General features: G+C 38.5%; 18 protein-coding genes. 13 read left to right on the top strand and 5 right to left on the bottom strand.

Annotation, left to right across the window (positions count from 1 at the left end; genetic code table 11):
• The first annotated feature begins 288 nt into the window (after positions 1-288).
• The 9 genes from H4J69_RS12835 (at position 289) to H4J69_RS12795 (ending at position 13,843) form a co-directional block, all read left to right on the top strand.
• Complete coding sequence (locus tag H4J69_RS12835) at positions 289-2,838, top strand: TonB-dependent receptor (RefSeq protein WP_182213613.1); 2,550 nt, start codon at positions 289-291, stop codon at positions 2,836-2,838.
• Between the two features lie 146 nt (positions 2,839-2,984).
• Positions 2,985-4,556 (top strand): tryptophan halogenase family protein, encoded by a 1,572-nt coding sequence (locus tag H4J69_RS12830; RefSeq protein WP_070375820.1) that lies wholly within the window; start codon positions 2,985-2,987, stop codon positions 4,554-4,556.
• Positions 4,557-4,568: 12 nt separating this feature from the next.
• A complete protein-coding gene (locus H4J69_RS12825; RefSeq protein WP_083278020.1) occupies positions 4,569-6,122 on the top strand; it encodes a tryptophan halogenase family protein in 1,554 nt (517 codons plus the stop codon).
• 39 nt (positions 6,123-6,161) lie between these two features.
• Positions 6,162-6,863 (top strand): SapC family protein, encoded by a 702-nt coding sequence (locus tag H4J69_RS12820; RefSeq protein WP_182213612.1) that lies wholly within the window; start codon positions 6,162-6,164, stop codon positions 6,861-6,863.
• A 90-nt stretch (positions 6,864-6,953) separates the two neighbouring features.
• Positions 6,954-9,611 carry a family 20 glycosylhydrolase gene (locus tag H4J69_RS12815; RefSeq protein WP_182213610.1) on the top strand — a complete coding sequence of 886 codons (2,658 nt, stop codon included), beginning with the start codon at positions 6,954-6,956 and terminating at the stop codon, positions 9,609-9,611.
• A 219-nt stretch (positions 9,612-9,830) separates the two neighbouring features.
• Positions 9,831-10,724, top strand: coding sequence for an N-acetylglucosamine kinase (nagK, locus tag H4J69_RS12810; protein ID WP_182244582.1), 894 nt, complete (start codon positions 9,831-9,833; stop codon positions 10,722-10,724).
• A 44-nt stretch (positions 10,725-10,768) separates the two neighbouring features.
• A complete protein-coding gene (gene nagA, locus H4J69_RS12805) occupies positions 10,769-11,902 on the top strand; it encodes an N-acetylglucosamine-6-phosphate deacetylase (RefSeq protein WP_182244581.1) in 1,134 nt (377 codons plus the stop codon).
• 64 nt (positions 11,903-11,966) lie between these two features.
• Positions 11,967-13,259: an N-acetylglucosamine MFS transporter NagP gene (gene nagP, locus H4J69_RS12800; RefSeq protein WP_070377171.1), complete on the top strand. Its 1,293-nt coding sequence runs from the start codon at positions 11,967-11,969 to the stop codon at positions 13,257-13,259.
• Positions 13,260-13,621: 362 nt separating this feature from the next.
• A complete protein-coding gene (locus tag H4J69_RS12795) occupies positions 13,622-13,843 on the top strand; it encodes a TIGR02922 family protein (protein WP_070375825.1) in 222 nt (73 codons plus the stop codon).
• A gap of 90 nt (positions 13,844-13,933) precedes the next feature.
• Here the strand turns inward: H4J69_RS12795 and ccmE are convergent, their stop codons facing one another.
• Genes ccmE through ccmA form a run of 5 tightly spaced genes read right to left on the bottom strand, consistent with a single transcriptional unit; the run spans position 13,934 to position 16,844 of the window.
• A complete protein-coding gene (ccmE, locus tag H4J69_RS12790) occupies positions 13,934-14,449 on the bottom strand; it encodes a cytochrome c maturation protein CcmE (RefSeq protein WP_182244580.1) in 516 nt (171 codons plus the stop codon).
• Positions 14,446-14,721 (bottom strand): heme exporter protein CcmD, encoded by a 276-nt coding sequence (gene ccmD / locus H4J69_RS12785; protein WP_182218286.1) that lies wholly within the window; start codon positions 14,719-14,721, stop codon positions 14,446-14,448. Before ccmD ends, ccmE begins: the two co-directional genes overlap by 4 nt.
• Entirely contained in the window at positions 14,721-15,467 is a 747-nt protein-coding gene (locus H4J69_RS12780; protein WP_070375828.1) for a heme ABC transporter permease, read from the bottom strand. Before H4J69_RS12780 ends, ccmD begins: the two co-directional genes overlap by 1 nt.
• A complete protein-coding gene (ccmB, locus tag H4J69_RS12775) occupies positions 15,467-16,159 on the bottom strand; it encodes a heme exporter protein CcmB (RefSeq protein ID WP_070375829.1) in 693 nt (230 codons plus the stop codon). The genes H4J69_RS12780 and ccmB overlap by 1 nt, the downstream gene beginning before the upstream one ends.
• Before the next feature lie 10 nt (positions 16,160-16,169).
• Positions 16,170-16,844, bottom strand: a complete 675-nt coding sequence (ccmA, locus tag H4J69_RS12770; protein ID WP_404842433.1) for a cytochrome c biogenesis heme-transporting ATPase CcmA — start codon at positions 16,842-16,844, stop codon at positions 16,170-16,172.
• Positions 16,845-17,210: 366 nt separating this feature from the next.
• On the opposite strand from ccmA, the gene H4J69_RS12765 reads away from it, so the two are divergent.
• From H4J69_RS12765 to ccmI, 4 genes are read left to right on the top strand one after another with little or no spacing between them, the layout of a single operon-like run.
• Positions 17,211-19,226, top strand: coding sequence for a heme lyase CcmF/NrfE family subunit (locus H4J69_RS12765; protein ID WP_182218292.1), 2,016 nt, complete (start codon positions 17,211-17,213; stop codon positions 19,224-19,226).
• Positions 19,226-19,792, top strand: a complete 567-nt coding sequence (locus tag H4J69_RS12760; RefSeq protein ID WP_182218284.1) for a DsbE family thiol:disulfide interchange protein — start codon at positions 19,226-19,228, stop codon at positions 19,790-19,792. The genes H4J69_RS12765 and H4J69_RS12760 overlap by 1 nt, the downstream gene beginning before the upstream one ends.
• Complete coding sequence (locus tag H4J69_RS12755; RefSeq protein WP_404842434.1) at positions 19,792-20,265, top strand: cytochrome c-type biogenesis protein CcmH; 474 nt, start codon at positions 19,792-19,794, stop codon at positions 20,263-20,265. The genes H4J69_RS12760 and H4J69_RS12755 overlap by 1 nt, the downstream gene beginning before the upstream one ends.
• 9 nt (positions 20,266-20,274) lie before the next feature.
• Positions 20,275-21,540: a c-type cytochrome biogenesis protein CcmI gene (gene ccmI / locus H4J69_RS12750; RefSeq protein WP_182244579.1), complete on the top strand. Its 1,266-nt coding sequence runs from the start codon at positions 20,275-20,277 to the stop codon at positions 21,538-21,540.
• The last annotated feature ends 16 nt before the right edge of the window (positions 21,541-21,556 follow it).

Below are 21,556 nucleotides of genomic sequence, written 5' to 3'. Positions count from 1 at the left end.
CTTTAAATGAATAAAGCAGTGCTAAAAACGTATAATAATTGCTTGTGTGTACGAAAATAATACAGGGTGTTTACAAAAAAACTAAAATAAAACTCTATTGTTTACAGTTCATTGCATTAAAGGTGCTGATTAAATCGTAATCAAGTGTAGCCAGATGGTCATTTATTGTGTAATGTTTTACCCGACCTATGACAACGCTGTCATGAATTAAAAAGACAGCGCTGTCTTTGATAGGGTTATAAAAACATAACTATTATATTTAAAAAAAACGTGTGTAAGGGAAAGTCGATGTCAATTCAAAAATTTAAAAAAGGCATGTTAGCGAGTTCAATCGCTCTAGTGCTAGCGGGCGGTGCTACACCATTCGCAATGGCTGCTGAAGAAGTTAAAGCTGCCGAGCAAGAAACTGAAGTAATTGAAGTTCGCGGTATTCGTGGTTCTTTGAAACAAGCATTAAATCAAAAGAGATTTTCTAACGCGGTTGTTGATTCAATTTCTGCAGAAGATATTGGTAAATTTCCCGATAGAAACATTGCAGAGTCACTACAAAGAATACCTGGCGTAACGATTGCCAGAAGTTTTGCTGGTGAAGGTGGTGATGTTTCTATCCGCGGTACTAACTCAGAATTAACCCAAATCAGTATGAATGGTAACTATGTTGCTTCAACAGGATGGTTTTCACAAGCAGCAGCAAAGCGTTCTTTTGATATGGATTTATTACCACCAGAACTTGTCGCTGGTGTTGATGTTTATAAATCGCCAACAGCAAGCCTTGATGAAGGTGGTGTTGGTGGTACTGTCGTTGTGCGCACTCGTAAGCCTTTAGAACTAGACTCTAACACCTTGTTTTTATCTGCTGAATACCAAGATAACAGCCTTTCTGACGAAAATGGTCAAGGCTTAACGGGCATGTATAGCTGGAAAAACGATCAAGAAAACTTCGGTGTTTTAGCGAGTTTATCTACGCTAGAAACTGTTGGGCGTGCGCACAAAGCAGAAAACTATATGGATGATGGTTGGGCGGGTGCAGGTATTTCAGAATTCGCGCAAACTCGTGAACGTGATGCGGTTGATCTAACTGTTCAGTATTCACCCTCTGAAGATTTATCAATGAATGTGCATTACTTTCAAGTTGATCTTGATTCTGCTAACAGTAACCAAAACTATTTAATTATTGCGGGTACAGATCCAACCGGCTTTAATGACCAAGTTACTGGAGCGACTAAATTCTCTCCGACTAATGGTTTTGCGCTAAATGGTAACTATTCTGGTGCACCACTTGATGATCAGAATACCCGTAATGCTGAAATGGATACCGAAGTCATCGCATTTGAAGTTGATTATACGGCTGATACCTATTCAATCAATGCCAAAGTTGGTTCTACTGAAGCAACAGGTGGTGACGGTGGTAACTACAATGCTGGTTGGGTTTCAAGTAACAGTAATACCTCTATTGATTTCGATATGAGCGGCGATAATGCGATGTTGCTTTCTCCTAATGGTACAGATCCAAGTAACCATTCTGAATACATTTTAAGTAGTGGTGCTGTTACTGCTGGCTATCGTAAAGACGAAGAGACTTTCGCACAGTTTGATGTTGATTTTAACGTTGAGTGGGGCCCAATTTCTAACTTTAAAACCGGTGTTAAGTTACGAGATCATCAATTTACAAGTTACTCAGATGCATGGACGTTTGATGATAGCTTGACTACAGGTATCACTAAAGCCACATTTGCGGATGGTCATTTTAATCACTCTGGTGCAGGGTTACTTTCGGGTACTCCAACAAACATTGCGCGTGCAGATGGTGCACAATTAAGAGCGCATTATGATGCTCACAAAACGGGTTCATCATTAAACACAAACAGTTACGGTGTTATTAAAGAAGATATTTTTGCTTTATACGGACAAGCTGATTTTAGTGGCGATAATTATCGCGGTAATTTCGGTTTACGCTATGTGGCTACTGATACCTCTGCTGATTATTACGGTTATGTAGATACCGCTACAATCGTTACAGAAGACAGTGATTACTCAGATTGGTTACCTAGTTTTAACTTAGCACTAAATCTTCATGAAGATGTCATATTACGTTTGTCTGCTGCTAAAGTAATGAGTCGTCCTAATTATTCGTTCTTAAATCCAGCGGCTAGCGTTAACGAGACTACTCGAAGCATTGCTCGTGGTAGTATTGCGCTTGACCCATATCGTGCCAACCAATATGACATTGGTTTAGAATGGTACTTTAACGAAGAATCTTTATTATCAGCAACCTTGTTCTCTAAAGATATTCGTTCTTTTATTATTAACGGTGCTAACGAGTCTACTGTTGATGTCAATGGGGTAGATTATATTCTACGTGAACCCGGTCAAGGTTTAGGTGGTGAACTTCAAGGTATAGAAGGTCAATACCAACAGCAAATGGGTGAGTTTGGCTGGTCAGCTAACATTACTTATACTGAAGGCTTTGGTTTACAGAATTTAGGCGCTGATGGCGGGGGTATTGTTGAAAGACCATTACCAGGGATGTCTAAACTTAGTTATAACTTAAGTGCCTACTATGAAACTGACCTTATTTCAGCTCGAGTTGCTTACACCTACCGTGACGAATTTATCGCTCCGTCTACCGGTATCGGTGGTAACACTGCGTGGGATGCCCATGGTTTTTTTGACGCGAATGTTACTTGGCATGCCACTGAAAACTTAGATGTAAGTGTTGAAGGTTCTAACTTATTCGAAGAAACGACTACTCAACGATTTGGTGAGGGTTTCACCGCTATGCGTTTAGCGGCAGATAATGGTCGCAACGTATTCTTAAAAGTATCTTACCGCTTATAACGGGTAATTTGTTTCGATGAGAGGATAGGTTTTACTTCCTTTCATCGTTATTCTAGGCTTAGTATATATTTTTCCTAAATATCTATTGAGCCTCAATTTTATACATGAACTCCTTTCAACCCTTCATTACATGATGAGCTTTCACAATGACTACAGTTAATAATGATATTTTAATTATTGGCGGCGGAACCGCTGGTTGGTTAAGTGCTGCTATTTTGGCTAAAAGCTTAAATTGCAAAGCAGAAAATGGCATAAAGGTCACTGTCGTTGAATCACCAGATATTCCTATTATTGGTGTTGGAGAGGGGACATGGCCTAATTTAAGAGCTACATTACATAAAATAGGCGTGAGTGAAACTGACTTTATTCGTGAGTGTGATGCAACCTTCAAGCAAGGAGCTGAATTTATAAATTGGGCTACAACACCTAAACAGAATGAAAAATCAAGTTATTACCATCCACTTGGCACGGTAAGTCACTCTTCTTATGACTTTAATTTAGCTCCCTATTGGTTGTTAAAAAATAAAACGACTAGATTACCTTATGACCAAGCAGTAGCTTCTCAGGCAAGAATTTGTGACCAAGGTTTAGCGCCTAAGCAAATCGTTATGCCCGAATACAGTGCTGCTCAAGAATACGCATACCATTTAAATGCCAATAAATTTTCTAACTTTTTAAAAAAACATTGTATTGATAATTTAGGGGTGAAATTTGTTAGTGCTAATGTGACGAACATCGTCTTGGATGAAAATGACTTTATCACACATGTTGAAACAGATCATTGTGAAGAAAAGCAAATATCCGCAGATTTTTTTATCGATTGTAGTGGCTCTAAAGGGCTTATTATTAAGCAAACTTATAATATTGAATGGCATGATATTAGCGATGTTCTTTTTAATGATACGGCTTTTGCTGTTCAAGTTCCTTATGCAGATAAAAAGCAACCAATCAAAACACACACCTTATCGACAGCACAAGAAGCTGGATGGATTTGGGATATTGGCCTACAAGAAAGGCGCGGCGTAGGTCATGTTTTTAGTAGCAAATATATTAGTGATGAAAAAGCTAAACAACAGCTCATCGACTATATTGGCGAAGATTATACCGACGATCTGGTTATTCGAAAAATTCCAATAAAGCTCGGCTACCACCAGAAATTTTGGCATAAAAATAGTGTTGCCATTGGCATGTCTGCAGGTTTTGTTGAACCACTAGAAGCCTCCGCTATTTATTTGTTTGATGCGGCAGCTACCATGATTGCAGCGCAATTTCCTCGTGACAAAAAGCAAATGCTTTATGCGGAGCAACAGTTTAATCAAAACTTTAAAATTCGTATGGAACGAACGGTTGAATTTATTAAGTTACATTATTGCATTTCAGCGCGCAGAGATTCGCAATATTGGATTGATAATTGTGAGCCAACCACAATACCAAATAAGTTAAAACAAAGACTCGAATTCTGGAAAAATCAACCACCGACAAAGTTCGACTTTGACCATGCATGGGAACCCTTTAACTTAGACAGTTATTTGTATGTATTGTATGGCATGCATTATCAAACAGATTTATCAGGCAATCTTTCGGCTTATCCAGATGTTAAAAAAGCTGAAAAATTATTTTCTAATGTTGATCGACAAAGTGAATTATTGAAAAATCAATTACCCAAACAACGCGATCTCATTGAAAAAGTAAAAGAATTTGGATTTAACAAAGTATAAAGGTGTTATTGAATGGATGATGGAATGATTAATCAAGTTGTTATTGTTGGGGGAGGCACTGCTGGCTGGCTAACAGCGGCTAAACTTGCAAAGCATCTTGGCTCGAATAAGTCAGATGCAGTGCAGGTTACTCTTATTGAATCACCTGATATTCCAACCGTGGGCGTCGGTGAAGGTACGTGGCCAACCATGCGAAAAACATTGGCTGATTTAGATATCGAAGAACATGACTTTATTAATTATTGTAATGCCTCTTTTAAGCAGGCAACAAAATTTGTTAATTGGCGAACGCCTGCTAAAAATGGTCAAGACTCTGTTTATTATCACTTGTTTAGTTCTGTTGCCCATGCAGATGAATTTAATCTCAGTCCTTATTGGTCTTTGTCAGATCAGCAAATAGATTACGCTAATTTTGTTAGCCCTCAGGCGCTTATTTGTGAAGGTGGTTTAGCACCAAAAACAATAGCTAATAGAGGTTACGATGGTTTATTAAATTATGCTTATCATTTAGATGCAGGCAAATTTGCTGATTTTTTAAAAAAGATAAGCTGCGAACGTTTCGGTGTTAAGCATTTAGCGGCAAATGTATTATCCGCAAATTTGAATGCTTTAGGTGAAATATCCTCTATTGAGACAAAAGAGTTAGGGCGTATTGAAGGTGATTTTTTCGTAGATTGTACGGGGGGGCGCTGCTTATTGTTAGGTGAAGCTTTAGGGGTCGGGTTTACGCCAATTAATGACGTTTTATTTACCGATAATGCGATAGCGATACAAGTACCTTATCAAAATGAAGAGGATGCTATAAGTAGTTCTACTATTTCAACAGCACATTCTGCGGGTTGGACATGGGACATAGGGTTGTCAAATAGGCGTGGTACTGGCTATGTTTATTGTTCTGATTTTGTCAGTCATGATCAAGCAGAGCAAACATTACGTGATTATATTGGTCCACAAGCAGAACAACTGTCAGCGCGAAGGTTAAAAATCTCATCAGGGTATAGAAACAAATTTTGGGAAAAAAACTGTGTGGCAGTAGGCATGTCTGCCGCTTTTGTTGAGCCCTTAGAGGCTTCAGCTATTTTTCTTATTGAGGCTTCAGCCAATATGCTGTGTGAATTATTTCCTCGTAATAAGCGACAATTACCTGCAGTTGAAAAAACATTTAATGACTCATTTCACTACCGTTGGAAAAGGACGATAGACTTTATTAAGTTACATTATTTTTTATCTCAACGACAAGAAAGTTTTTGGTTAGAAAATAAGTCTCTAAATTCCGTACCAGAAAGTTTATTAGAACAACTCGATAATTGGAAACATCGTCCGGTGAGTAAATATGATTTTCAAAATACCTTTGAACCTTTTATTCAAGACAGCTACCAATATGTTTTGCACGGCATGGGCTACGTACAAGCATTAGAATATAACGCTTCAACGTTTAATGAACATCGTATGCTTGAAAGCATTTTAAAGAAAAATGCTAAATTAAAACAACAGCTACAAAATAATCTGCCAACCAATAGAGACTTACTGAATAAGGTAAGGGCTTTTGGTTTTCAAAAAATATAAAAATATAAAAATATAAAATAAATATTACTGGAGAAATACATGGCTAACTTATCGCCACTCAATAAAAGTCAGCATCAAGCACTGAAAGTAAAAGTAGACCCTAGTTATGCACATAGTGCTAATAGCCATGTTACCCCTATTTCCGTTTTTGAATTGCCGCAAGTTCAGGCGGAATATCCTATTGTTTTTATTAAGGATGCAGAAACAGGACGTTTCCACTTAGTTGCGTTACTTGGCTTAAAGCCGCAGGAAAATTTGTTTCATAAAAAAGAGGGCTGGAATGCTTTATATGTTCCTCAGCATTTGACTAACTTCCCTTTTGTATTATCGTCGTCTGTTGAACAACCTAATAATTTTGTTGTGGGTATTGATTTAGACAGTCAAACGGTATCAGAGAGCGATGGCGAAGCATTGTTTACTGATACGGGTGAGCAAACAAAGTATTTAGTACAAGTCACAGAAAATCTTGCTCGAGCTAATTCACAGCTTAATGCAACGCAACTTTTTATCAATACAATGGTAGATAAAAGTTTACTCTCTTCTCAATCATTAACGATTAAACCTATTAACGCTAAAGAGTTCACGGTAACGGGGTTATATTCCATCGATGAAGAAGCCTTTAAAGATTTAAATGATTCAGACTACCAAGAATTAAAAGACAAAGGGTTTCTTGCTGCGATATATAGTTGTTTGTTTTCTACCCAGCGGATCGCGAAGTTAATTAGCCTTAGCGAAAACTAAACATCAATATCGACTAATTACAATGGAGCCTGAACCCCGAAGAAGTTTTGGCATTCTATTGATTAACCTAAACTTGTGAGTAAGAAAAACATGAACAGACAACTCATTGTCTTATTTTTGGTAACGAGCATAAATTTATTCGGCTGTGAAAAATCACCAACTCATTCCGCTACGACCAATGACAAGACCCAGCAAGATGTATTACTTAAACGCTTAGTTAAAGCGACTCAAACTGATATTGACAAGATTGCTGAAACGCTCAATGTTAAGTATAAAGTATTGACCAATATACCCAGTGATAAGTGTGATATAAATATCGCCGACGGTAATTGCTTTGAAGTTGAGCTAAGTTTCACCGCGACTCAATCTATAACTAGTAATGATTGGCATATTCACTTTAGCCAAATTGCGCCTATTCAATCCTTTGAAAGTGATGAATTTTTTGTTGTTCATATTAATGGCGATTTACATAAAATATTGTTGAATGATAAGTTTAAAGGCTTTACTGCAGGTGAAACCAAAACCTTATTGTTTAGAGCTATGTTTTGGTCGTTGTCTGAAACAGATGCTTTACCTAACTATATTGTCAGTTCAAATAATTTACAGCCACGCGTTATAGCCAGTACCAAGCCATATTCAAACAGTGAAACAGGATTAGAAGTACTCCCTTATGTGGTGCCGTTCACTGATGTTGAAAAGCAGTTTAAACGCACCGCCCAAGATTCTACTCAGTGGCTTGATGCGGCAAGTTTATATCAAAGAAATACTCAATTAGGTGAGCAAAAGCTCGATGTGAGCAAGGTGATTATACCTACGCCGAAGTCGGTTATTTATAGTAAGAATAATGCTCAGCTTAGTCTTACTTCTGGTATTCATCTTGATTATGGCAATGTCGACAAAGATGATGTTATCGTAGCCATTACTCGCTTAGACACCTTAGGTATTGCTAATAATACTCAAGGCAAGCCTGTCACGTTAAGGCTGCTTGAAGACAACAGCAAAATGATTGGCAGTTACCAATTAGACATCACCACAACAGATATTAAGATCACAGGTGTTGACGGCGCTGGTGTTTTTAATGGCTTGCAATCACTATCAAGCTTAATCACCTTAGGTTCAACGCAAGTACCTGTGTTAACGGTTAATGATGAACCTCATTATGAGTTTCGCGGTTTGTTAATTGATGTTGCGCGTAACTTTCACGATAAGACGTTTATTTTAACCCTGCTTGATCAAATGGCAGCTTATAAACTTAATAAGCTACATTTACACTTAGGTGATGATGAAGGCTGGCGATTAGAAATCCCCTCGCTCCCCGAGTTAACCGAAGTGAGTAGCAGGCGCTGTTTTGATTTAAACGATAAAAATTGTTTATTACCACAACTGGGCGCGGGTATTGACCCTAAAAGTGAAGTCAATGGCTATTATTCTGTGGCTGACTATCAAGAGATATTACAAGCAGCAACGGCTCGCCATATTCAAGTGATCCCCTCTTTAGATATGCCAGGGCATTCACGTGCTGCAATTAAAGCGATGGCAGCGCGTACCAAGAAATACGCCATAGCTGAGCAAGATGACAAAGCAAAACAGTTTATCCTCCATGATGCTAATGACCCAACGGTCTATTCATCCGTGCAATTTTACAATGATAATACCATCAACGTTTGTTTAGAGTCTTCTTACGATTTTGTGACTGAAGTGATGACTCAAGTTAAGAAAATTCATGCTGATGGTGGTCAACCGTTAACGCGTTATCACATTGGCGCAGATGAAACTGCGGGCGCTTGGATAGAGTCTCAAGCCTGTAAAGACTTTATTGCCAATAACGATAAAGGTGTTAAAAAAATGAGTGAACTTGGTGCTTATTTTATTGAGCGTGTTGCTGGTATTTTATCAGCATTAGACATAGAAACCGCAGGTTGGAGCGATGGTATGGAGCATACCCGCAAAGAGAATATGCCGGCTATTGTTCAGTCGAACGCTTGGGATACGTTAGCGTGGGGAGGTCATAACAAAACCCATCAATTAGTCAATAGAGATTGGCAAGTTGTGCTGTCATCACCTGATGTACTTTATTTTGATTTCCCTTATGAAGCTGATCCCAAAGAACATGGTTATTATTGGGCCTCTCGCCACACTAACACCGAAAAAGTCTTTCAATTCATACCCGACAATTTACCTATTCATGCGGAGTTTTGGTTGGACCGTCAAGACAATCCTTATCAAGCCGATGATAGCCAAACCCCGATGAAGTTAGGTAATCGTTTCCTCGGTATCCAAGGGCAGTTATGGAGTGAAAATACTCGTACTGACCATACGGCGCAATATAAATTATTTCCACGACTGTTTGCTTTAGCCGAGCGTGCATGGCACTTAGCTGATTGGGCAGTTCCTTATAATTATCAGGGGGCTAAATACAGTCAGGCAACTAAATTTTTTACTGCAGAGAAAAAAGCCCTGCGCGATCAACAGTGGCAATTATTTGCGAATACTATCGGTCAAAAAGCCTTAATTAAATTAGAAAATGATAACATTTTTTATCGATTACCTACCGTAGGTGCCATCGTAAAAGAAGGGAAACTTTATGCCAATATTGCTTTTCCTGGTATCGCTATTGAGTATCAAGTATCGGCGGGCAATTGGACTCGTTACCAAGGGCCAGTAGCTATCGAGGGCACAGTAAACGTTCGCAGCATTAGCTTTGATGGACAACGTAAAGGTCGGGCAGTAACGATTAATAACCACTAATTTATGGTTTACGCTCTTGGCGGGCTAGTTAATAAAGCCCGCTTAATCAGACTATTCATTATTTATTTTGTAATAGAAAAATAAAAAAAGCATTTTTATTAAAAAAACAAATGACAACGCTGTCATTTGTCGTTAAGATAAAATCAGATTACATTTTAGACACTGGCTGTTTATTAAGCATTGTGATTAAAATAATAAATATAGAGACATGAGGTCAACATGCTGAGCAGCAGCGGCAACAACGAAATATTCTTAGGCATAGATGGCGGTGGCAGCAAATGCAAAGCTATCCTAATGTCGAATGATAATAAAATATTAGGTACTGGCATTGCGGGGCCTGCTAACCCGTTGCACGGTTATGAACAAGCTATAAATTCAATTGCTGAGTCGGCTAAATTAGCACTTAAAAATGCCGGAATTGATGAAAGTGAGCTCGGTAATATAATTGCCGGTGTTGGTCTTGCTGGGGTGAATTTACCGGTTTTATTTGAGCAAATGTCAAACTGGCAGCATCCGTTTAAAAAGATGTATCTTGCCACTGATTTACTTATTGCTTGTCTTGGAGCTCACGATGGTAAAGACGGTGCAGTGATGATAACGGGGACTGGTTCATGTGGCTTTTCATATGTTGATGGCCATCCTTATATTGTTGGCGCTCATGGTTTTCCTCATGGGGATAAAGGTAGCGGTGCATGGTTTGGGTTACAGGCAGCAAAACAATCTTTGTTATCACTCGATGGATTAATTCCTCATTCATCCATTAATGACAAAGTATTAGCGTTATTAAATGTCAAAGATGATGTTGAATTAGTCGAAGTGATTGCTGGTAAGCCAGCCGCTTTTTATGCCCGTATGGCTAATTTGGTTTTTGATTCTGCAGAAGAAGGTGACAAAATTGCGTTAGATATTGTTGCACAAGGCGCTGAATATATTAGCCATGTGGCCAGGCAGTTATTAAAGAAAAATCCCCCTGCCATTGCATTAATTGGTGGCTTAACACCAAGAATAAAGCCTTGGTTAGATAAAGATATTAAACGACAACTGATCGAGCCAAAGCATCCACCAGAAGTTGGTTCAGTAATTTACGCTAAACAACAACTTGCTTTACAGTAAAACCTAGCCAATTAATTGATAGAATTTAAGGAACAAGCATTGCTATGACTATATTTCGTCTTTACGTTAAAAAATTATTTAATGGGCAAAATTTTATTGACCATCAAGTGTTAACGATCACCGATGGAAAAATCACAGCATTTGATAATAATATCTCTGACGTTGATGATGTGCTTGATGGTTTAGTGGTCCCAGGCTTTATTGATCTACAGGTCAACGGAGGTGGAGGTGCACTATTTAACGACTCACCATCATTAAAAAACATTAAAACTATCATGGCCGCTCATGCCAAGTTTGGTACTACAGCGATGTTACCTACCCTTATAACCGATAAAATATCAGTGATGCAACAGGCCGCAGAAGCAATGGCAGAAGCAATGGCAGAAAAAACACCAGGTATTATTGGTATTCACTTTGAAGGCCCACATTTATCTGTTGCTAAAAAAGGGGCACATATCGAAGAGCACATTCGCGCCATTTCACCACAAGAATGGCAAGTGCTTGAACGTAAAGATATCGGGCAAATACTGGTGACACTTGCCCCTGAAACGGTAAATGTTGATGACATTGCTCGCATGGTTTCGTTGGGTATTAAGGTGTGCTTAGGCCACACCAATGCTGATTTTAACACCGCACAAAAAGCGTTAGAAGCGGGTGCTGACGGATTTACTCATTTGTATAATGCTATGTCGGCAATACAGGGCAGAGAGCCGGGTGTAACGGGTTGTGCTTTGCTCAATGATCAAGCAAGTTGTGGCTTAATTGTTGATGGTCATCATGTTAATTACGAGAGCTGTAAATTAGCGCTGAAAACTAAACCTGCAGGAAGGGTTTTCTTAGTAACCGATGCAATGCCACCGGTAGGTACAAGCGATGTTGAGTTTGCTTTAGTTGGTAAAAAAGTGCGGCTTAAAAATGGCAAGTTAACGTCAACAACAGGGGAGTTGGCAGGGTCGGTGCTGAATATGGCGCAAGCAGTAGCTAATACTCATTTAGGCCTGAGGTTACCTTTAGATGAAGCGCTTAGAATGGCCTCAAAATACCCAGCCAATTATATTAAGCAAAGTGATATTCGTGGCAGTTTAACAATAGGTAGTCAAGCTGACTTTGTTGAGCTTAACGATAATTTTACCGTGAAATCGACATGGATCTCTGGGCAAGCTATTTATAGAAACTAACTAACTTAACCTATCATAAAACAATAATAACAAGATAAATATTGAGGAATATATGGAACAGATAATAACAAGTGATAAACCAAAAAGTAATGCACTGCCTATGGCAATTGTCGCGGTACTCTTTTTTATACTAGGCTTTGCGACATGGCTTAATGGGTCATTAATGCCCTACCTTAAACAAATACTCCAGCTGACACCATTTCAAGCATCACTAATATTATTCTCTTTTTACATTGCCGTTACTTTTACTGCACTGCCGTCGGCGACGATTATTCGTAAAGTAGGCTATAAAAATGGTATGGCCTTGGGAATGGCCACCATGATGGTAGCTGGCTTATTATTTATTCCTGCTGCTCAAACCCAAATTTTTGCTTTGTTTTTGTTTGCTCAGTTAGTGATGGGCTCGGGTATTACTTTATTACAAACAGCTGTTAATCCTTATGTTGTCCGTTTAGGACCTGAAGAATCTGCTGCAGCACGTATTAGTGTTATGGGAATTTTAAACAAAGGTGCCGGTGTTATTGCGCCTTTAGTCTTTACCGCCTTAATTTTGAGTGGCTTTGAAGGTCATTCAACCGAAGTACTAACCCAAGCCAGTATTGATGAGATGGCTAACTCGTTGGTACTTCCTTATTTAGGTATGGCGATTTTCATTGGTTTACTCGGTTTTGCTGTTAAAAAATCATCACTTCCAGAATTACCCAGTGAAGATGAGGAAGAAGGAGCAAATAGCAAAGGACATATTAAAGAAGCATTATCTCACCCCAATCTAGCATTAGGTGTATTAACTATCTTTTTCTACGTTGCGGTTGAAGTAATAGCCGGCGACACAATAGGTACGTTTGCCTTGTCTCTAGGCGTTGAAAATTACAGCATAATGACCTCATACACTATGATATGTATGGTGGTAGGTTACATATTAGGTATCTTTTTAATTCCTCGTTTTATTTCTCAACAAAAAGCCTTAACTGTTTCAGCCCTGCTGGGGTTGGTGTTAAGTTTAGGTGTGGTCTTTGGTGACAATAATTCATACGCTATCGCTAATATAATTCTTGTTCCTTTTGGAGGGGCAGAACTACCTGATACCTTGATGCTTATTGCATTGCTTGGTTTAGCTAATGCGATTGTTTGGCCTGCTGTTTTCCCATTAGCACTCTCTGGAATGGGGAAATTAACCAGCGTGGGCTCGGCATTATTAGTTATGGGTATTTCAGGAGGGGCATTTGGTCCACTATTTTGGGGCTTGGCAAGCGGTTCATCACTCGGTCAACAAGGGGGTTATATTGTGATGTTACCTTGTTATTTATTTATTCTATTTTATGCGCTTAAGGGCCATAAAATGAAAAGTTGGAAATAATATAGATTCTCTGGACAGTTTCTAAATATTTTAAAAAATTTATCCACATGGATATCCGATCTCACTAGTTGAGGATGCGTTAAACGATCTAATTTGATCGACCCTGGGTTTTATACTTAGGGTTTTTTTTTACTTAAAATTTACAGCAAGATACAACAATTGCTTAAAGATAACTCCGAGTTAACTTAGTGTTAACTTAACTTATTGATTTAATTGTATAATTAGCTTTGTGTTTTTTGCTGTGTTACTTTGTTTGGATACAAGGTTTACTGATTTTTTATTTTTAGCCATTGCTGAACAATAAAGTTTATAAGTGACTTTAACTTGATAAATTTATAACTCAACAATAATAAGAGTGAATAATGCAAATCTACCAAGAAAAGATAGTAACCTTGATTTATTACAGTGATGACTCTCTAGAACTTTTACATAAGATTGAATCATTTTTACAATCTGCAGAAGGGCGTGTGGTTATTCCTGAAAGCTTTAAGAAAGGTAAGTCGATTATTGCTGTTTGTGAAGGTGAGATTAACATTCTTAATAAAATCGGTGATCGTATTATTTCGGCTTATGATGTTGCTTAATTAAACGATTAATCGTTTAAATTTTACAATAAAAAACGCTACACCAAGACAAATATAATATTTATCTTGGTGTAGCGTTTTTGTTTTTTACTAGTAGGTTTTCTTTTCTAACTGTTCTTTACTGTAACTGGGTTTTTGATGCTTTTCACCCATGTCATCAGCTAATTCTTTCGGTATGTAGTTCTCGTCATGTTTAGCTAATACTTCAGAGGCTTCAATAAAATTGCCATTAACTAACATACCATTTGCGACTATACCTTGGCCTTCACGAAATAAATCAGGCAGTATGCCGTCATAATGTACTTTAATGACAGGGTCAGAATCATTAAAAACTATTGGCATTCTCATATCTACAAGTTCAAAAGTCACGTCTAAACTTGATGGGTCACGCTTAACACTTCCAGGTACCACTAAACCACCAATGCGAAGACGTTGGCCTTCAATAGGTTTTATGCCGGTATCATCTTTACCCTGATATATTTCAGAGGGTTTATAGAAAAGATCTATATTTTGACTTAATGCATAAAGCACAAATCCAGCAACGACACTTAGGCCGACTAAAATAGATATAACGATGGTTAAACGTTTCTTACGACGTGGATTCATGAAACAACCTTATTAGAGTTTTTGGGTAAATTTTTTAAAACTGCGGTCTTGCTATCAGTTTGCTCTGCTTGCGCTGAATTTTGTTGAGCCGCTTTGCGTAACTTCTTTTCGCGCTGTAAACGAAGTGCTATTTTTTGTTTAACCTTTTTATGGTTGCTAAGACTGCTATAAATTAACGCGGCTAATAAAAAAGCACTAACGCCATAAGATAACCAAACAAAAAAAGCATAACCGCCCATATCAAAAAAGGCTGAAATACTATCAAACTGCATTATTTAATGCCCTCTGCGGTGATCAATTCACGTACCCAAGGACGCATACTATTACGTGCTAATATTTCGGTACGAAAACGGATAGAAATAACAAATGTTACCAACATGGCGATACCTAAAAAGCAGATAACAAATGGCCAGAACATATCCATACTCATTGAGGGAGCACTCATTTTACTTACGGTTGCTCCTTGATGAAGGGTATTCCACCATTCGACAGAATACTTAATAATAGGAATATTGACAACGCCAACGAGTGATAGAATGCCTGCGGCTTTACCTGCAAGGTTTTTATCCTCAAAGGCATTGTGTAAAGCAATAACACCTAAATAGAGAAAAAGTAGCACTAATTCAGACGTTAAGCGCGCATCCCATATCCACCAAGTTCCCCACATAGGTTTACCCCAAGCGGCGCCGGTAAATAATGCTATAGCGGTAATAACAGCTCCCACGGGTGCCATGGCTGCCGCCGATGCATCAGCCAGCCTGAACTGCCAGACTAAACTACAAAAAGCCGCTGATGCCATAGCTAAATATATACTCATTGATAATATAGCTGTTGGCACATGGATATAAAAAATTCTAAAACTGTCACCTTGTTGATAATCAGCTGGCGCAAAAACTAACGCCCAGATAATGCCAATAGTGAGTAAAGTGATCGTAATCTTTGCAATCCAAGGTAATAGTTTACCGACAAAGCGATACGACACTTCAGGATTTGCATAAGGATGTAGCCATTTCCACATTAGTTAGTACTCACTTTTAATGCTGCACTAACAGCAAAGGGGGCTAAGGTTAAGGAGCCAAAAAACAATGCGGCAATTATAGCAAGTTGTCCGCTGTAAGGTAAGTTCATTGCCGCAGTATCTATGGCACTAGTCGCAAAAATCAATATTGGAATATAAAGCGGTAAGACTAATAAACTGAGTAAGACCCCACCTTTTTTAATACCGACAGTTAATGCAACACCAATAGCACCTAATAAACTGAGCACAGGGGTGCCGAGTAATAACGTTAGCATTAATGCCCCATAGCTATTTTCATTTAAATGTAATAATACGGCAAGTAACGGTGCAATAAAAATAAGGGGTAAGCCAGTAACCAACCAATGCGCAATAATTTTAGCCAGTACTAATATAAATATGGGATGAGGACTCAGCATCATTTGTTCTAAAGAACCATCTTCGTGATCAGATTTAAATAAGCGGTCGAGTGATAATAATGTCGCAAGTAAAGCCGCAACCCAAATAATACCAGGTGCAATACGCGCTAAAGTTGTCGACTCAGGACCAATACCAAGTGGGAATAAAGTCACGACAATGATAAAAAATAACAGTGGATTAATAATATCGTCGCGATGACGAAAAGCAATTGTAAGATCTCTTTTGATGATTAAGCTAAAAGCGGACGTATATGATAAATTATGAACGGTTGTCATGTTATTATCTCTAATAAAATCGGTAATCTAAAGTGATTTTTTTCACCTTATCTTCAGGATATGATAAGTCTTGGTGTGTGGTCAATATAACACAGCCACCACGCTGAGCATGTGCGAGAAACAATTGCTCTAATGTATTGACACCACGCTTATCGATGGCGGTGAAAGGTTCGTCTAATATCCAAATAGGCGCGGTACTTTGCCATAAACGTGCAAGTGCAATACGGCGATGCTGCCCGGCACTTAAATGTGAAGCAAGGGCATCTTCAAAACCTAACAAGTTTACTTTTTCTAACGTTTCTTCTGCTGTTGAAATGTCATTGCCATGCAAGGCAAGATTAAATACTAGGTTCTCTTGAGCGGTCATTTCACCTTTTACACCCGGTAAATGTCCTAAATAGAGTAAGTTTTGATGAAAGGCATCTCCATGGTCAACAATATTTTCTTGTTGGAATAACACGCTACCGTCATAGGGTTGAGATAAACCCGCTAAAATACGTAATAAGCTAGTTTTACCTGATCCATTTGGGCCTTCCACCTGTATAATATCACCGCTAGATACTGAAAAATTAAGTGCTTCAAATAATATTCTATCTTCACGAATACACGTTAATTCGTTAGCACAGAGCAATACTTGCTTATTCGTTCGTTCGTTCGGTGGTTGAATATTTTGAGAGTTTGCCAAAAGAATCACTTTTTGAATAATTTAAATACCAAATTTATGGAACAAATATTAACGTATTTTGCTACATAAAGAGTTGATTTAGATCGTAATACCAAGTTGAGTATTATCATACTATATCGGTCGGTAAAGGCTAGCCCTAGCAATGAGAAAATTAATCATTTATTTTCGTATTACATTAATGAAATTACTCACCATATAGTGCTAGAATTACCAAAATTTTTAGTTTGAATTGTTTTTCTTTAACTTGCTATTTACCGTTAATTGAACAACAAACTCACTAAAACGCCATATTAATGGTGTCTTTAATTGATAATTTTTGTATTCAGTAAATACGCTGAATCGGAGAAAGTAATGATCCCTGAAGTAATGCTCCCTGAGTTAGGACATTTCGCCCTTATAATTGGTTTAGCTTTTGCAATATGTTTAAGTATTATTCCATTAGTAGGATTGGCAAGTCATCAAGAGCGATTAGTCGGCTATGCTAAACCCTTAACCTTTGGCATGTTTGCCTTTACAGCCATTAGTCTTATTATTCTCGGTTGGAGCTTTGTCGTTGACGATTTTTCGGTCAAATATATTGCAGGTCATTCAAATTCTCATTTACCTTATTATTTTAAAATAAGTGCAGTATGGGGGGGGCATGAAGGTTCGCTGTTATTGTGGGTTTTCTCACTAACCGCTTGGACTGCCGCTGTTGCTAAATTCAGTAAAGGCATCGACGAAGCCTTTATTGCTAGGGTATTAGCTGTCTTGGGTATGGTAGCCGTTGGCTTTATGCTGTTTACGCTATTAACTTCTAACCCCTTTGAACGCTTATGGCCAATGGTCCCCACAGAAGGTCGCGATTTAAACCCATTACTGCAAGACATTGGCTTAATTATTCACCCGCCGATGCTTTATTTAGGTTACGTCGGTTTCTCTGTTGCTTTTGCTTTTGCTGTTGCTGCGTTAATGTGCGGCAAGTTAGATGCTGCTTGGGCTCGATGGGCAAGACCTTGGACTGTTGCCGCATGGATATTTTTAACTTTAGGTATCGCTTTAGGTAGTTGGTGGGCTTACTACGAACTTGGCTGGGGCGGATGGTGGTTTTGGGATCCCGTAGAAAATGCTTCCTTTATGCCATGGTTGGTTGGTACAGCACTTATTCATTCATTAGCCGTGACTGAAAAACGTGGTACGTTCAGGAATTGGACCGTGTTATTAGCAATATTTGCCTTTAGTTTAAGCCTATTGGGTACTTTCTTAGTACGTTCAGGTGTTATCACTTCTGTACATTCATTTGCCGCAGATCCTGGTCGTGGTTTATTTATTTTATTATTACTGGCGATTGCGGTCGGTGGTTCATTAACACTTTATGCCTTTAGAGCAAGTACAGTACAAACGTTTAGTCGTTTTGCCTTGTATTCTCGTGAAACGGCACTGCTTATTTGTAACATTATCTTAGTTGTGGCAACGGTTACTGTTTTATTGGGCACCTTATATCCGTTGTTGGTTGATTCTATGGGCTTAGGAAAAATTTCTGTTGGGCCTCCGTATTTCAATGCGGTGTTTGTGCCGATCATGAGTTTGCTTTTTGTTGTCATGGGAATTGGTCCGTTAATTCGCTGGAAAAAAGCTAAGCAAGGTGAATTGCGCAAACAAATGATGAGTCCACTAGTGATCAGCGTTATTGTTGGTCTTGCTTTCCCATTTTTATACGGTGGTGAATTTGTGCCCTTGGTTAGTATGGGTATAGGTTTAGCCTGTTGGGTTTTTCTGGTCGTTCTTAAAGAATTAACGAATCAAATAAACTCGGGTAATGACAAAGGGAAATTTTCTAAGCTGACATTAAGCCAGTGGGGCATGACCTGTGCTCACATGGGGATAGCGATCACTATCGTTGGTGTAACGATAGTCTCTGTTTATGAAAGTGAAACTAACGTAAAAATGCACATTAATGAAAAAGTTCAAATTTCTGATACCGATTATGAAATCGCTTTTAAAGGTATTAAGCAAGTAAAAGGTGCTAACTACAGTGCCGAACAAGGTCAGATAGAAGTGTACAATAATGGTGATTTTGTTACGCTTTTGAAACCTGAACGTCGCACATACTTAGTACAGACCATGGGAATGACTGAAGCGGGTATTGACCCAGGTTTATTCCGTGATATTTATGTGGCATTAGGTGATCCCTTAGAAGGAAATGCTTGGGCGGTTCGTGTTCATTACAAACCCTTTGTTCGTTGGATATGGTTGGGTGCAATATTTATGTCGTTTGGTGGGTTTTTAGCGATATTAGACAAGCGCTACCGTCGTAAAAAAGTCAGTAAGACCACCAATAAAAAGTCAATAAACACAGCTAGCGCTGATGAACTAGCAACAAATAATCAGGGAAATGCGTAATGGGTAAGTTAATTCGTTTAATTCCACTGATATTGTTTATTGCTTTAGGGGCTATTTTATTTCGCGGTTTATCGCTTAATCCGACTGAACTACCTTCTGCGTTGATTGGCAAAAAATTCCCTGAGTTCAGTTTACACTCGGTATTAAACGCTGATCGAACTGTTACGACAGCTGACTTTAAACCGGGTATAAAACTGGTGAATGTTTGGGGAACTTGGTGTCCATCGTGTCGTTATGAGCACGAATACTTGAACGAATTGTCTAAAACAAATCGTTTTACTATTTATGGTTTAAATTATGATGATCAACGTGTTGATGCGGCAAAATGGTTAACCGAGTTAGGTAATCCTTATCAATTCTCGGCCTTTGACGAAGAGGGAAAATTAAGTGTTAATTTAGGTGTATACGCAGCACCAGAAACTTTTGTGGTGGACCACAGTAATATTATTCGCAAACGTTATGCGGGTCCATTAACTCCACAAGTTTGGCAAAACGAATTTGAGCCACTTATCACTCAAATAGAAGCAGAATTTTTAGCTTCGTCAACGATCAAAGGAAGCCAGTAATGATGTTCAATAAATTGTTAGTTGCTGTATTTTTAACGACTGTTACCTTGCTGAGTTCATTTGTTCTAGCCAGCCCGGTTGATACTTATGTCTTTAAAGATAAGGTCACCGAAATTCGTTTTAATGCCCTTAATAAAGAATTACGTTGCCCTAAATGTCAGAATCAAAATTTGGCTGATTCTAATTCACCTATTGCCGCAGATCTTCGCCGTGAAGTTTATGACATGCTTCAACAAGGTAAGGCCGATATGGAAATTGTTGATTTTATGGTGTCACGCTACGGTGAGTTTGTTTTATATCGCCCTAGGGTCTCTAGCTTAACTTATCTTTTATGGTACGGCCCTGCAGGGCTATTATTTATTGGTGTGATAGTCGTCGTTATTATTCTTCGTCGAAAGCCAGTTAAAAATGCCCAACAACCATTAAGCAATGATCAAAAAAATAAGCTTGATCAAATTCTAAAGCATAAATAAGGCTGTCTCATGGAATTAATCTTTATCATTATTGTCTTTTTATTGCTGGTTTTAGCAGTAGTGTGGGCACCATTTATTAAACAACACCAAAACAACATCTCGATTGATGATACTCAGCGTGACGAAACTAATGTGCGCTTATATCACGAACATAAAGCTGAGATAGAAAAAGACTTTCAGCAAAATAATATTGATGATGAAAATTACCAATATTTATTAACAGAGCTCGATAATACTTTATTGCAAGACATGGAAAATCAAGATCTTGCAGATAAAACGCCACAAGACACGAAAGTACTAGCTATGGCTTGGCCTGTTGGCTTGTCTGTTTTTATTTTAGCTTTTAGTTTTTATCTATATGCTGAAATAGGCACTTATGAAAAATTGACAACAATGACGCCTCAAGAGCCAATGCAGCAATCGGCTAATGCGGAACAACAAACTATTAATCAATTAAAACGCTTAATGGATGTCACTAAAACCGAACCAGACAACTCAGATGCTTGGTACGCTTTAGGTCAATCTTTAGTCACCGTCGGTGAATTTGACAGTGCAGTAAAAGCTTATGACCAAGTCTTACGTATTGAAGGCCCGCAAGCCGATGTGTTTGGTGCTAAAGCCCAAGCGATTTACTATAAGAACGAGCAAAAAATTGATGCAAGGGTGCAAGGATTTATTGATCAGGCTTTAGCGATAGACCCTAACGATCCTTCAACAAATATATTACTAGGTATGCATAGTTTTACTGCTGGTAAGTATCAAGTGGCTATTTCTCATTGGCAACGTGTTGTTGATTCAGATAAAAAGAATGTCAATAAGCAAGCATTGCTTGAAGTTATTGATGAAGCGAAAAAGCGTATTGCCCAACCCAATATGACCGACGATGCCAACAGTCAAATCGAACCAAGTATTGCTGGTCCCAAGCTAACGGTTAACGTTACATTAAGCGATGAAATACTAACCTTGCTGTCAGTGGGTGATGATAAAACGGTTTTCATTTATGCTATATCTGCAGATACTTCTCGGGGGCGTATGCCTCTTGCCGCCGTTAAATTAGTCGCGAGTGATTTGCCCATAACCATAGTACTTAATGATGCAAGTGCAATGACGCCACAAGCTAAGTTGAGTGATGTCGATGTGGTACACATTTATGCAGTCGTTTCTGCTTCAGGCGGCGCTGGTATTAAATCAGGTGATTTCAAAGCTGAACTTAATAATGTGCCAGTAACGACTACAGAGCAATTAAATTTAGTCATTAGTAATATCGTTCCATAATTTAAATATAGTATGG

Origin of the sequence: Colwellia sp. BRX10-9 (assembly GCF_014077405.1) — a bacterium.
In the GTDB taxonomy this organism is placed as follows: domain Bacteria; phylum Pseudomonadota; class Gammaproteobacteria; order Enterobacterales; family Alteromonadaceae; genus Colwellia_A.
This window is presented reverse-complemented; position numbering and strand designations above follow the sequence as displayed.

What these genes read in the sequence shown, in the direction of transcription:
- nagA (WP_182244581.1), top strand. Translation starts at nt 10,769, where the DNA reads ATGACTATATTTCGTCTTTACGTTAAAAAATTATTTAATGGGCAAAAT.
- H4J69_RS12830 (WP_070375820.1), top strand. Translation starts at nt 2,985, where the DNA reads ATGACTACAGTTAATAATGATATTTTAATTATTGGCGGCGGAACCGCT.
- H4J69_RS12755 (WP_404842434.1), top strand. Translation starts at nt 19,792, where the DNA reads ATGATGTTCAATAAATTGTTAGTTGCTGTATTTTTAACGACTGTTACC.
- H4J69_RS12815 (WP_182213610.1), top strand. Translation starts at nt 6,954, where the DNA reads ATGAACAGACAACTCATTGTCTTATTTTTGGTAACGAGCATAAATTTA.
- ccmD (WP_182218286.1), bottom strand. Translation starts at nt 14,721, where the DNA reads ATGCAGTTTGATAGTATTTCAGCCTTTTTTGATATGGGCGGTTATGCT.
- H4J69_RS12820 (WP_182213612.1), top strand. Translation starts at nt 6,162, where the DNA reads ATGGCTAACTTATCGCCACTCAATAAAAGTCAGCATCAAGCACTGAAA.
- H4J69_RS12795 (WP_070375825.1), top strand. Translation starts at nt 13,622, where the DNA reads ATGCAAATCTACCAAGAAAAGATAGTAACCTTGATTTATTACAGTGAT.
- ccmE (WP_182244580.1), bottom strand. Translation starts at nt 14,449, where the DNA reads ATGAATCCACGTCGTAAGAAACGTTTAACCATCGTTATATCTATTTTA.
- H4J69_RS12760 (WP_182218284.1), top strand. Translation starts at nt 19,226, where the DNA reads ATGGGTAAGTTAATTCGTTTAATTCCACTGATATTGTTTATTGCTTTA.
- H4J69_RS12765 (WP_182218292.1), top strand. Translation starts at nt 17,211, where the DNA reads ATGCTCCCTGAGTTAGGACATTTCGCCCTTATAATTGGTTTAGCTTTT.
- ccmI (WP_182244579.1), top strand. Translation starts at nt 20,275, where the DNA reads ATGGAATTAATCTTTATCATTATTGTCTTTTTATTGCTGGTTTTAGCA.
- H4J69_RS12780 (WP_070375828.1), bottom strand. Translation starts at nt 15,467, where the DNA reads ATGTGGAAATGGCTACATCCTTATGCAAATCCTGAAGTGTCGTATCGC.
- ccmB (WP_070375829.1), bottom strand. Translation starts at nt 16,159, where the DNA reads ATGACAACCGTTCATAATTTATCATATACGTCCGCTTTTAGCTTAATC.
- nagK (WP_182244582.1), top strand. Translation starts at nt 9,831, where the DNA reads ATGCTGAGCAGCAGCGGCAACAACGAAATATTCTTAGGCATAGATGGC.
- H4J69_RS12835 (WP_182213613.1), top strand. Translation starts at nt 289, where the DNA reads ATGTCAATTCAAAAATTTAAAAAAGGCATGTTAGCGAGTTCAATCGCT.
- H4J69_RS12825 (WP_083278020.1), top strand. Translation starts at nt 4,569, where the DNA reads ATGGATGATGGAATGATTAATCAAGTTGTTATTGTTGGGGGAGGCACT.